Raw genomic sequence first — 12,453 nt, 5'->3', positions numbered from 1 at the left:
CTCTTTCCCCTATATATTGAGGGGATACTTTCTCAGCTTGGAAATATTCCCCCTTTGGCAAGTGTTATTCGGAAAAAATCTGCTCTCAATTCCTTTGGTTTGTCATGGGTGCTTGAATAACTCTTTCCCCTATATATTGAGGGGATACAAAATAAATTTCGTAATCCTGATAATCTTGAAAGTCCATCAAAAGAACTAAAATCACTTGTACCTGAATACCAAAAAATAAACGGTTCACGAATGATAGCACCTTATTTAAATCTGGAAAATACACGCTCTCTGAGTTTTTATCACTTTATCAATGCCATTAAAAGCATTATTTAGTCTTAAATTTTAACTTAGAAAAAGGTTTAAATTAAGATTTGCAAGGTATGTATTTTATGAACAAGTTCAGTTTTTCTATGTTGTTGCGTTTACCAAAATTAACCTGATTAATTCTTTCATCAACAAGTCTATTAATTAAACATTCTAAATCCTGTAAAGTCATCTCGGCAATAGATTGGTTTAGCATACCTAATTAAACTCCAGTAGTAATATCTATTTATTTTAAGCTAGAATTTAACTGAACTTTATTCTAACATACATTCTTATTAGGAGAGATTTAGTTTCATTGACATTTATCAAGATGTTAATTTTGTAGTTCAGGAATAATTTATTTTATTTTTATATTCTGAGTACCGCCATTTGGATAAATGACCTTTAGCAGGGTAGGTGCTGGGATTTGCGAGAAACCGCAACTCTATCCTCAGCCATATTTTCTGCAATTATCTGGCCAATTCAGGCAATATCAGCCGATATCCTGGGTAAGAAATTAGGGGGTTGTTCTACAATAACCTGAATAAAGATAGTATTATTAAGGATTGTTTCACATTGCCACATTCTTTCAGCCTGTCAATATGTCAGAAAAATTAGTACCATCTTTAAGCGATCCTCTTCCCTGTACTCCAGCACAGCAAAATACTATTCGGGTTCGCGGTGCTAGGCAGCATAATCTCAAAAACATAGATTTGGATCTGCCCCGTGACCAATTAATTGTTTTTACTGGTGTTTCTGGTTCGGGTAAGTCTTCCTTGGCTTTTGATACGATTTTTGCGGAAGGTCAGCGCCGTTATGTGGAATCTTTAAGCGCCTATGCTCGCCAGTTTTTAGGTCAGCTAGATAAACCTGATGTGGAAGCTATTGAAGGTTTAAGTCCGGCAATTTCTATTGATCAAAAGTCTACCTCCCATAATCCCCGTTCTACCGTGGGAACGGTAACGGAAATTTATGATTATTTGCGGTTGTTATATGGTCGTGCGGGTGAACCCCATTGTCCTCAATGCGATCGCTGTATTTCTCCCCAAACCATTGACCAAATGTGCGATCGCATTATGGAACTTCCTGACCGAACCCGCTTCCAAATTCTTGCTCCCGTGGTGCGCGGCAAGAAAGGGACACATCGCAAACTGCTATCGAGTTTATCAGCCCAAGGTTTCGTGAGGATCAGGGTAGATGGAGAGGTTTTTGAACTGTCTGATTCCATCGAGTTGGATAAAAATAATACACACAATATAGAACTGGTTATTGACAGACTTATTAAAAAAGACGGTATTCAAGAGCGTTTAGTAGATTCTCTGACAACTTGCCTTAAGCAATCCCACGGTATTGCTATAATTGAGGTATTAAATGATACTTTAGATAAGTTAACGCTGGAGCGACCTGATAGTAAGTATATAACAACTCAAGGAAAAGATCAAGATATTTCCGATGCCGAAATACATCCAGAAATGGTATTTTCTGAAAATTTTGCTTGTCCAGAACATGGTGCAATAATGGAAGAATTATCACCACGTTTATTTTCTTTTAACTCACCCTATGGAGCTTGTTCTCATTGTCATGGAATTGGCACATTGAGAAGATTTTCACCAGAGTTGCTCATACCTAACGAAAATGCGCCCATGTATGCAGCGATCGCACCCTGGTCAGAAAAGGAAAATTCCTATTATTTAGAACTGTTATATGCAGTCGGTTTAAATTATGGTTTTGAACTGCAAACCCAGTGGGTTAATTTAACACCAGAACAGCAAAAGATAATTTTACATGGCGAAGAGAAAAGCAAAGAAGAGAAGAAACAAAGATTTAAAGGAGTAATTCCCATTTTGCAAAGACAGTATGAAGGGGGAACAGAATTAGTTAAACAGAAATTAGAAGAATATTTAATAGATCAACCCTGTGAAGTTTGTGGCGGCAAAAGATTAAAACCCGAAGCCTTAGCTGTGAAATTAGGACAATATGGAATTTTAGATTTAACCAGTGTTGCCATTCGGGAATGTCGAGCCAGAATTGAACAATTAAAATTAACTCCTCGACAAGCACAAATAGGCGAATTAGTTCTCAAAGAAATTAAAGCCAGACTGCAATTTTTATTAGATGTAGGCTTAGATTATCTCACCTTAGATCGTCCTGCCATGACATTATCAGGTGGAGAAGCCCAACGCATTAGATTAGCTACACAAATTGGTTCAGGACTAACAGGAGTTCTCTATGTTTTAGATGAACCAAGTATAGGTTTACATCAAAGAGATAACGGCAGATTATTAACCACATTAACCAAATTACGGGACTTAGGAAATACATTAATCGTCGTAGAACATGACGAAGAAACTATTCGCGCTGCTAACCATATAGTAGATATTGGTCCTGGTGCAGGAATACATGGGGGCAAAATTATTGCCCAGGGCAGTTTAGAAGACTTATTAAATGCACAAGAGTCATTAACTGGTGCATATCTATCAGGAAAAAGAGTCATTCATACACCAGCAAAAAGGAGAGAAGGAAACGGTAGAACTTTAACTATTAAAAATGCTCATCGCAACAACTTAAAAAATATAGATGTGGAAATTCCCTTGGGTAAACTTGTTTCTGTAACGGGAGTGTCTGGCTCAGGAAAATCAACTTTAATCAATGAATTACTTTATCCATCTTTACAACATCATCTTTTAAAGAAAACACCTTTACCGAAAGAAATTGCAGAAATTAAAGGTTTAAATTCTGTAGATAAAGCCATTGTCATTGATCAATCTCCCATTGGTAGAACACCCCGATCTAACCCTGCCACTTATACCGGAGTTTTTGATATTATTCGGGATGTATTTTCCCAAACCATCGAAGCCAAAACCAGAGGTTATAAACCGGGACAATTTTCCTTCAACGTCAAAGGTGGCAGGTGTGAAGCCTGTAGTGGACAGGGTGTAAATGTCATTGAAATGAATTTTTTACCCGATGTTTATGTCCAGTGTGAAGTGTGTAAAGGTGCAAGATATAACCGAGAAACATTACAAGTCAAATATAAGGATAAATCCATTTCTGATGTTTTGAAAATGACAGTAGAAGAAGCGTTAGTATTTTGTGAAAATATCCCCAAAGCAGTTTCTAAATTACAAACTTTAGTTGATGTTGGTTTAGGTTATGTCCAGTTAGGACAACCCGCCACTACCTTATCAGGTGGAGAAGCCCAACGGGTAAAATTAGCCACAGAATTATCTCGACGTGCCACAGGAAAAACACTTTATTTAATTGATGAACCCACTACAGGATTATCTTTTTATGATGTGCATAAATTATTGGATGTATTGCAAAGATTGGTAGATAAAGGCAATTCAATTCTAGTCATTGAACATAATTTAGATGTCATCCGTTGTTCTGATTGGGTCATAGATTTAGGTCCAGAAGGAGGAGATAAAGGTGGAGAAATAATTGCTGCCGGCACACCAGAAGATGTGGCGAAAAATCCCCGTTCTTATACTGGGGAATATTTAAAGCAGGTGTTGGTACAATATCCGGTAGTTGTCTGAATAAAGTATTGACTTTAATGTTTGATTGTTGAATTACAGTATGTGGAAAATTACTATTACCTAGGGGCATTTATTTCTAATGGCTGATCAATAGATATGCTTTGTATTTCGATAGAGGTTATTGATTGGGAGTATGGTAGTTATATCATAACTGTAGGTTAGTTTGATAATCAAAATTAATGAAAATTAAAATTTAATGATTTACATAATCACAAAAATGAACTATAATCGTTTGATTTACACCTATTCAATTATAGATACATAACTTATGGCTAAAAATAGTAATTCTAAATCTTGGCAATTAGCAGAAAAGATAATTTTTGCAGCATTACAAATTCTCAAAGAAAATGAAGGGCAATTGCAAGGTAAACAAGTAATTGAAGAAGTCGAAAAAAGAGTAGATTTAGATGATTGGGCAAAAGCTAGATATGAAAAATCTGGTTATATTCGTTGGAAAAGTGTTTTGCATTTTTATACCATAGATTGTATTAAAGCTGGTTTTTTATTAAAAAATAAAGGTATTTGGTATTTAACTCCAGAAGGAGAAAAGGCTTTAGATTTAGGAGAATCTCAACTGTTAAAAGTTGCCACTCAAGCATTTAAACAGTGGAAAGCAGAAAAAGAAAATAGTACAATTTTAGCCCACGATTCAGAAATAGGTAATGAATCAGAAACAGATAATGATGTTGATAAAGTCGGTGAAATAACTATTAGTGAATACGAAGAAATTGCAGTAGAAGGATTAAAAAAATTTGTCAGAAATTTGAATGCTTATGAATTTCAAGATTTAGTCGCAGCTTTATTAAGAGGAATGGGTTATTATACACCTTTTATTGCACCAAAAGGAAAAGATGGTGGTTTAGATGTAATTGCTTATCAGGACCCTTTAGGAACAGTATCACCTAGAATTAAAGTACAAATTAAACATCGAGAATCACCTGCGTCTGTAGATGAAATTCGACAATTGAGAGGAGTATTACAAAAAGATGGAGATGTGGGAATTTTTGTTTCTACTGGTGGTTTTACCAGTGATGCTAAAAATGAAACTCGCAGTTCTCATACTCATATTGAATTAATAGATTTTGATAGATTTATTAGTTTATGGCAGCAATTTTATGAAAAATTACCAGATGAAGATAAGAAAAGATTGCCTCTAACTCCTATTTATTTTTTAGGAATATGAGTAATTTTGAGATAATAATGAATTATCAAGTTATTTCAAAAATTAGGAATATAGATAGGGGTTGCTGAAAAAGTTGTCTGTGAGGAGAGGGAACAGGGAACAGGGAACAGGGGGACTCCATTTGCCAAAACCTTGCACTTGCTTGTTCTTAAAATCCGCGAAACCCCTACTAATAACCGGTTATAGCTTTATTCAGCAAGCCCTAGATAGTTTTTAAAAACTAATTATTTCAGACAATATAATCTCTTAAAAATACTAATTGGTTAATCATGGGTAGGATAGCAAAAAAATTTACTAAACTACTTGATTAACAATAAGTAGCTTAGCACATTTTTAGGTAATTTATAAGTGGGAGTGGGGGGACTTGAACCCCCACGACCGTTTAAGGTCAACGGATTTTCATTCTCTTGCAGTTTTCACTACTACCTAATTGCTACAGCAATTTATGGTTTTGAGAATTGGACTCTCCCTTTACCCTCGTCTTTACGTTAGGGTAGCTCCCGTCGAGTCTCTGCACCTTCCCGATGAATAATCTTTGCAAATTTAAATCTCGGATTTCCGATTTTCAATTTTCAGATTTTCTGGGCTTGGCTCAGGATTGCCATATCTATGTATGTAGACTTAGGTTTCCCTGAGTTTGAGAGCTGCCACTTGAAAGATTTCTCTATCAAGGCTCAATCCTTTAAGTCCGTAGCGTCTACCATTCCGCCACACTCCCGCATAGGCTATTTAGTTTTTTGGTGCAGTATTTAACTGCTTGCTCACTATACCACTAACTTTTTTATTTTGCAAGTAGATTTGAAAATTTTGTTTGCTGATGCTTTTGTTGGACATTTAGCTAGTAAACAAAACAGTCGGCTGCCTACTTACTTTAGTTTAGCGGCAACAGTTCAAAATCATATAATCATTTTTTATTTTTGGCAAGTACCTCGGAAAAAAATTTGTCTCAAGGTAATTGGTTAAATAGTTCTTACTGATTGTTGACTGCTAAGATAATTATGGTACAAGTTGGAGGAGCGACAGCTTACTGTCCTATGATGAAAAATGGACGCACCAAATTATAGTTTTCTCAAATTGCGGTAAGGAATATGGTTGTAGCACTGCTGTATCTGACTTTAGCTGGGGCTTATTTGCTAGTAATACCCATTGCTGTCTTTTTCTATTTGGGCTTAAGATGGTACACCGCTGGTTCTGTGGAACGAGTGTTTATGTACTTTTTGGTGTTCTTTTTCTTTCCGGGATTGCTTGTTCTTTCTCCATTTGTGAATTTGAATCCCCGCCCCCGCAAAATTGCTTAAATTAAGATTGGTAGGTCATAATTCTCATGCGACGTATTGACGCGATTGGTATTGGCTTCGGCGTTTTCGTAGCCGGTGGCTTGGCTTATGTGGGTTTGCAAGTAGTGGGACTAGATAGTCAAAATGCTGGTATCTGGAGTCAAGTTTTCTTGATAGCTGGCTTAATTGGCTGGTTATGCACCTATATTTTCCGAGCAATAGGGAATAAAATGACCTACCACCAACAACGGGAGGCTTATGAAACGGCTTTTTTGCAAAAGCAGCTTGATCAACTCTCTCCTGAAGAAGTAGCTAAACTGCAAGCTGAGATTGAACAAGAAAAAGAATCTCAGGTTTAGAGTTATCATTGTTCAGTTGTCAGTTGTTTGTTAATCAATGACTTCTGACCACTGACTAATGACCACTGACTACTGACTAGGTGAAATGACTGCTATTTCTCGTTGCTTTGAAACTTTAAGACGGAATCAGGAATGCGCTTTGATTCCTTTTATTACGGCTGGTGATCCAGATTTAGAGACTACTGCTAAAGCTTTGCAGGTTCTAGATCATGCTGGGGCTGATATAATCGAGTTAGGTGTACCCTATTCTGATCCTTTGGCAGATGGCCCAGTAATTCAGGCTGCTGCAACTCGTGCTTTGCAACGGGGGACGACTTTAGAGCAGGTGTTAGAGATGCTCAAAGAGATTAGTCCGAGTTTGCGATCGCCTATTATTTTATTTACCTATTACAATCCGATTTTACATCGAGGCGTTGATAAGTTTTTAGAACAAATTAAAGAGGCTGGAGTATCCGGTTTAGTTGTACCTGATTTGCCTTTAGAAGAAGCCGCAGGACTACTAAAACCAGCCAGTGAGGTGGGGATAGATTTAACCCTATTGGTAGCTCCTACCAGTTCTCCTGAAAGAATAGAAGCGATCGCTCGCGCTTCCCAAGGCTTTATCTACTTAGTGAGTGTTACTGGTGTCACAGGAATCCGAACGGAAATGCACACGCGGGTTGGTGATTTACTCCAACAAATCCGCAATGTTACAGATAAACCCATTGGTGTAGGGTTTGGGATTTCTGATCCCCAGCAAGCGCGACAAGTGCAAGCATGGGGCGCGGATGCAGCAATTGTGGGCAGTGCCGTAGTCAAGCGACTGGCAGAAGGGACACCAGAACAGGGTTTAGAAGCGATCACTCAATTCTGCCAAAATCTCAAGACAGCCCTCAAAAATCCCACCTAACCCAAGGGAGAAATTACAAAACAGTGTATTTTTTTGTTATTTTCTAGTAGACAATCTGACTCTGATAGTCTTAAATAATAACAGCATATACTAGGATAGGTAAAAAACTAACTGATACACTGGGTTATCTTGATTTTTAATATGATATTGAAGTAGGCAAAAAACTATGTGTGTGAGAGTACATCAGTTACAACTAAGTTACTGTTTGGTAGTATGTGAGGGCTAACGGCAATGAGCGAAAGTATGGCATTTATTGGCGGAGTCGCTGTGGCAGGGTTGGCGGCTTTAGTCTTACTCAAAGGAACAAGTACCCCCATATCATCTAACTTTGCTGTTAGTCCACAAATGCCGGGAACAGTAATGGCACCCCAGGTAATGTCACCCCCTGTTCAGTATCCTGGAGGTTATGGACAACCAGCATATTTTAATCAGCCCCCAACTGCTCCCAATTCTGATCAGCAGCTAGAAATGGAAAAGCTGAAAATGAATATGCAAATGGAGAAAATGAAAGCTGATAATGAACAACTGCGGCTACAAAATCAACAACTCCAGGTACAAGTTCAGGGCTTTACGCAACGGGAGTGGCAATTAGCCCAACAAGTTAATCAACAAAAAATGGCCACATCATTACAACAGCCTGAACAAAATAATTGGTGGTCTTCTCCCATGTTTTGGGCTGTAGGTGGTGCGACATTGACCATCGGTGGCGGTGTTGTTGTCGCCGGTGTGTTATCTTTATTTGCACCTAAACAGCGTCCTAACCGCACCGTTCAGGTAATTCACCCCTATAATAGACTCACACCACCTTTAGCACCTATGCGTCGGGCTGAGTTTTTACCCTCTTCCCCCATGGAAGCCAGAAGAGTACAAACCGCAGAATACGATGAAATGTAGTAGATGATTGGCTTAATTTAACGTGAATTAGATGAGCCTCACCCTAACCCCGATCCGACTCCAAGAGTGGTATTTTAACCTCTCATTAGAATATTAAAATTAGGTTTTTAAGCCTCTCCAGCCAGTATTAAATGTTATTCCTTTTCCCTCTCCTCTTAGGAGAGGGTTAGGGAGGGGTGCGGGGAGAGATTTACCAGAGAGGTTAAAAATTATTGATCGAACTCACGTGATCTTCTACTACGGGAGTAATAAAAATGATATTGTACTGTTGTTGACAATTAAATATACTAGAACGTAAATTACATGACTCTAATTGCAATACATGGAGAATTCTTTTAAGCTTACTTTTAATCAAGAGCAAGCTGCGATCGCAATTAAAGTATCGGAAACTGCTGAATTACCTCATGCACTTGCAAACATTGGGTTGGGTAGTTCTCGTCCGATTTTGGTGATAGTTGGAGGTGCAAGTCAGATTAGTGATACTGATTTTATCCGTATCCAAAGCTTATTTGTGGAAGTATTAGCCCCAATTGCTGAAAATTTGGGCGCGTGTGTTGTAGATGGAGGTACGGATGCGGGAGTAATGCGATTAATAGGTTATGCCCGCAGTCAAATTAAAGCACAATTCCCTTTAATTGGTGTTGCACCCATTGGAAAAGTGATTATCCCAGAGCAAACTACAACTCCATCTGGTGATGCTTGCCCTCTACAGTCAGACCATACTCATTTTGTTTTAGTTCCTGGGGATAATTGGGGGGATGAGTCGTCTTGGATAGCAGATGTGGCAACGGTTTTAGCTGGAGAATATCCCTCGGTAACAGTCCTAATTAATGGCGGAGAAATTACCTTTACGGATGCTTTGAATAGTGTCAGTGCCGGGAGATTAGTCATAGCCGTCGCTGGTAGTGGCAGAACCGCAGATAAAATTGCTTCCGCTTCAGTTGGCGATTTTACTGATGAACGAGCGACAAAACTAGCTGCATCAGGTAAGCTGCAAACAATAAACTTAGATGCGGAACATGAAGAGTTAATCTATACAATTACTAACTTACTTTCGGTTTAAGGAGTGCATTATGGCTAAAAAAGATCCCTATCGGGAATTTTTAAAGAAAGATTTTGGCGAAATTTTTGATACCTTAAAACTACAAGATCTACAAAGGAAGTTTTTAGTTTCTAGGTGGTTAGATCAAGTTCTGTGGATGGAAGCACAAGCAGGACAAGCCCGAAATCGCTATTACCGTGCCAGACTACTGACAATTGTTGGCGGTATAGTTCTCCCTGCTTTGGTGAGTCTGAATCTTAATAATGCTAGAGCCAGAGACGCTATTGTTTGGACAACTTTTGGTTTAAGTCAAGTTGTAGCAATTAGCGCTGCTGTGGAAGAATTTTTTCACTATGGAGAACGTTGGCGGCACTATCGCCGCACAGTAGAATCTTTAAAAACCCAAGGTTGGCAATTTTTCCAATTAAGTGGCGTTTATATAAATTACTCAAACCATGAACAGGCATTTTCTGCCTTTGCCAGCCAGATAGAAGAAATTATCCAACGGGATGTAGAAGTTTACGCCACCCAAGTTGTCCAAGAGAAGAAACAGGAAGAGAAGAAGAGTGGTGAGAATGAAAATGGTAGCGAACAGCCAGAGACTTTCAGAAGTAGTTCTAGTGGTAATATCTCCAGAGAAGATTCGGTTGCTCTAACTTGGGGTGATGATTCTGTTGCTAAAGTTAGTAAATCTGGAACAGTTTTATCGTAAATTAGAATTTCAGAAGTTCAGGATTCAGGAGTTAGACAAAATTAACTATACATCTGAATCTTGATGTTCTCTGACTCCACAAGTAAAATCATTAATCTATGAAGATACTAATTCTCAATGCCGGTTCTAGCAGCCAAAAGAGTTGTCTTTATGAGATTACAACCCCCATTTCTACCCTAGTCTCCCAACCCCTTTGGGAAGGGAAAATTAACTGGAGTCAAGACCAAAATCAGGCAGAAATTACAGTAAAAACGGCTACTGGTGCAAGATTACAAAAAACTATTATCGGTGATTCTCAACAGATACAATTTACTTATTTGTTATCAACTCTCACAGATGGTACAACTAAGGTAATTGATGATTTATCAGCCATAGATGTAGTTGGACATCGAGTAGTGCATGGTGGACAAGATTACCGGGAAGCAGTGATAATTACGGAAGAGGTAAAGCAGGCGATCGCTCGGTTATGTAATCTCGCACCAGCACACAACCCAGCAGCTTTGGCAGGAATTGAAGCTATGGAAAAAACTTTACCCCACATTCCCCAAGTCGCTGTTTTTGATACCGGATTTCACAGCACCTTACCAGATGCTGCAGCCATCTATCCCATCCCCTATGATTTAGTACAACAAGGTATTCGTCGTTACGGCTTTCATGGTATCAGCCATCAGTATTGCGCCCATCGAGCAGCAGAAATTCTAGATCGAGAGTTATTATCTCTGCGGTTAATTACTTGTCATTTGGGAAATGGTTGTTCCTTAGCCGCCATTAAAAATGGTTGTAGCATTGATACCACAATGGGATTTACCCCCCTAGATGGTTTAATGATGGGTAGCCGTAGCGGTGCTGTTGATCCAGGGATGTTAATTTATTTATTGCAACAGTATAATTACTCTAGTCAAGAATTAGATAATCTATTAAATAAAGCTTCAGGATTATATGGTATTTCTGGGATATCCAGCGATTTAAGAAAGGTGATCGCCGCCAAAGAACAAGGTAATCAACGCGCCCAACTAGCCTGGGATATATACGTACATCGTTTACGGGCTGGAATCGGGGCAATGCTGGCGAGTTTAGGAGGTTTAGATGTTTTAGTTTTTACTGCTGGAGTAGGCGAAAAATCCGCAGGAATACGTCAAGCAGCTTGCGAAGCTTTTGGATTTTTGGGACTAAAAATTGATCTAGAGAAAAACCAGCAACAACCTATTGATATTGATATTGCTACATTGGATTCCACAGTGCGCGTATTAGTGATAACAACTCAAGAAGATTGGGCAATTGCTCAACAATGTTGCACAATGCTACAAGAGGCAGAAGGTTAGGGGGCAGGGGAGAAAATTCTATTACCAATTACCAATTACCTAATATGTTTTTATCTCGTGAAGCTATTACCACACCATTAGTCGCTGGTTTGTGTATTCTTGGCATTAGTTTAATGCAAGCACCAAAACTGCAAAAACTATTAATTAATAAACAATCTAGTTCTGTAGAAGCTTTAGAAAAAGATATAAAAAAAGAAAGTTTGCGCTTAAACTTACTGCAAAACTTGCCCAGTTTTGGTTATAAAAACCTGATTGCAAATTGGGTATATATTGATTTTTTACAATTCTTTGGTGATGAAGAAGCCAGAGATAAAACTGGATACAGTCTCAGTCCAGAATATTTTGAAGTAATTTTAGGACGTGATCCCCGTTTCTTAGCAGCTTATCTAGGACTTTCTGTAAGTAGTTCTTTATACGCTGGTATGCCAGAAAAGTCTATAGCTTTAATGGAAAAAGGATTAAAATCTTTATCTCCCCAATTACCGCAAAAATCCTACTTTATTTGGCGTTATAAAGGCACAGATGAATTATTATTTTTAGGCAATGCAAAAGCTGCACAAATATCTTTTCTCAAAGCCTCAGAATGGGCAAACACTTACAACGATGAAGAAAGTAAGCACGTAGCATTTCTTTCTCAAAAAACGGCGGAATTTCTAAGTAGAAATCCTGATAGTAAATCAGCGCGAGTTGCTACATGGATGACAGTGTTAAATAACAAACTAGATGAAAAAACCCGTAAACGAGCAATTCGGGAAATAGAAGCATTGGGAGGACAAGTAATTACAAATCCTAACGGCACAAATACTATTAAATTACCAGAAAAAGATTAATTGGTTTGGTGACGGTTAACTGTTGACCGCTCCTCAGAATAGCTAGAATAGAACTCCTATCATTCTCAGGTTTTAGACCTGTGGAGGATGGGAGATTGTTTTTAGCATGACA

General features: G+C 38.3%; 10 protein-coding genes. All 10 read left to right on the top strand.

Annotated features, from left to right (window positions below):
• Nucleotides 1–896: 896 nt before the first annotated feature.
• Nucleotides 897–3,833, top strand: coding sequence for an excinuclease ABC subunit UvrA (gene uvrA, locus CUN59_RS01395; protein WP_104386161.1), 2,937 nt, complete (start codon nucleotides 897–899; stop codon nucleotides 3,831–3,833).
• A 268-nt stretch (nucleotides 3,834–4,101) separates the two neighbouring features.
• Nucleotides 4,102–5,016: a restriction endonuclease gene (locus CUN59_RS01390; protein WP_104386160.1), complete on the top strand. Its 915-nt coding sequence runs from the start codon at nucleotides 4,102–4,104 to the stop codon at nucleotides 5,014–5,016.
• 1,088 nt (nucleotides 5,017–6,104) lie between these two features.
• Nucleotides 6,105–6,314, top strand: coding sequence for an NAD(P)H-quinone oxidoreductase subunit L (gene ndhL, locus CUN59_RS01385; RefSeq protein ID WP_104386159.1), 210 nt, complete (start codon nucleotides 6,105–6,107; stop codon nucleotides 6,312–6,314).
• 26 nt (nucleotides 6,315–6,340) lie between these two features.
• Nucleotides 6,341–6,652, top strand: a complete 312-nt coding sequence (locus CUN59_RS01380; RefSeq protein WP_104386158.1) for a DUF3007 family protein — start codon at nucleotides 6,341–6,343, stop codon at nucleotides 6,650–6,652.
• Between the two features lie 85 nt (nucleotides 6,653–6,737).
• Nucleotides 6,738–7,541 (top strand): tryptophan synthase subunit alpha, encoded by an 804-nt coding sequence (trpA, locus tag CUN59_RS01375; RefSeq protein ID WP_104386157.1) that lies wholly within the window; start codon nucleotides 6,738–6,740, stop codon nucleotides 7,539–7,541.
• A gap of 231 nt (nucleotides 7,542–7,772) precedes the next feature.
• On the top strand, nucleotides 7,773–8,435 hold the full coding sequence (locus CUN59_RS01370; protein WP_104386156.1) for a heterocyst differentiation related protein: 663 nt from the start codon (nucleotides 7,773–7,775) through the stop codon (nucleotides 8,433–8,435).
• Nucleotides 8,436–8,757: 322 nt separating this feature from the next.
• Complete coding sequence (locus CUN59_RS01365; RefSeq protein WP_104386155.1) at nucleotides 8,758–9,498, top strand: TRP family putative cation channel; 741 nt, start codon at nucleotides 8,758–8,760, stop codon at nucleotides 9,496–9,498.
• Between the two features lie 10 nt (nucleotides 9,499–9,508).
• Nucleotides 9,509–10,189 (top strand): DUF4231 domain-containing protein, encoded by a 681-nt coding sequence (locus CUN59_RS01360; protein ID WP_104386154.1) that lies wholly within the window; start codon nucleotides 9,509–9,511, stop codon nucleotides 10,187–10,189.
• A 98-nt stretch (nucleotides 10,190–10,287) separates the two neighbouring features.
• Nucleotides 10,288–11,511 carry an acetate kinase gene (locus CUN59_RS01355; RefSeq protein WP_104386153.1) on the top strand — a complete coding sequence of 408 codons (1,224 nt, stop codon included), beginning with the start codon at nucleotides 10,288–10,290 and terminating at the stop codon, nucleotides 11,509–11,511.
• A 44-nt stretch (nucleotides 11,512–11,555) separates the two neighbouring features.
• Nucleotides 11,556–12,341, top strand: coding sequence for a hypothetical protein (locus tag CUN59_RS01350; RefSeq protein WP_104386164.1), 786 nt, complete (start codon nucleotides 11,556–11,558; stop codon nucleotides 12,339–12,341).
• The last annotated feature ends 112 nt before the right edge of the window (nucleotides 12,342–12,453 follow it).

Origin of the sequence: Cuspidothrix issatschenkoi CHARLIE-1 (assembly GCF_002934005.1) — a bacterium.
Classification (GTDB): Bacteria; Cyanobacteriota; Cyanobacteriia; order Cyanobacteriales; family Nostocaceae; genus Cuspidothrix; species Cuspidothrix issatschenkoi.
Note: the sequence above shows the minus strand (reverse complement) of the source record. Positions and strands in the feature narration are given on the sequence as shown.

What these genes read in the sequence shown, in the direction of transcription:
- uvrA (WP_104386161.1), top strand. Translation starts at nt 897, where the DNA reads ATGTCAGAAAAATTAGTACCATCTTTAAGCGATCCTCTTCCCTGTACT.
- CUN59_RS01390 (WP_104386160.1), top strand. Translation starts at nt 4,102, where the DNA reads ATGGCTAAAAATAGTAATTCTAAATCTTGGCAATTAGCAGAAAAGATA.
- ndhL (WP_104386159.1), top strand. Translation starts at nt 6,105, where the DNA reads ATGGTTGTAGCACTGCTGTATCTGACTTTAGCTGGGGCTTATTTGCTA.
- CUN59_RS01380 (WP_104386158.1), top strand. Translation starts at nt 6,341, where the DNA reads ATGCGACGTATTGACGCGATTGGTATTGGCTTCGGCGTTTTCGTAGCC.
- trpA (WP_104386157.1), top strand. Translation starts at nt 6,738, where the DNA reads ATGACTGCTATTTCTCGTTGCTTTGAAACTTTAAGACGGAATCAGGAA.
- CUN59_RS01370 (WP_104386156.1), top strand. Translation starts at nt 7,773, where the DNA reads ATGAGCGAAAGTATGGCATTTATTGGCGGAGTCGCTGTGGCAGGGTTG.
- CUN59_RS01365 (WP_104386155.1), top strand. Translation starts at nt 8,758, where the DNA reads ATGGAGAATTCTTTTAAGCTTACTTTTAATCAAGAGCAAGCTGCGATC.
- CUN59_RS01360 (WP_104386154.1), top strand. Translation starts at nt 9,509, where the DNA reads ATGGCTAAAAAAGATCCCTATCGGGAATTTTTAAAGAAAGATTTTGGC.
- CUN59_RS01355 (WP_104386153.1), top strand. Translation starts at nt 10,288, where the DNA reads ATGAAGATACTAATTCTCAATGCCGGTTCTAGCAGCCAAAAGAGTTGT.
- CUN59_RS01350 (WP_104386164.1), top strand. Translation starts at nt 11,556, where the DNA reads ATGTTTTTATCTCGTGAAGCTATTACCACACCATTAGTCGCTGGTTTG.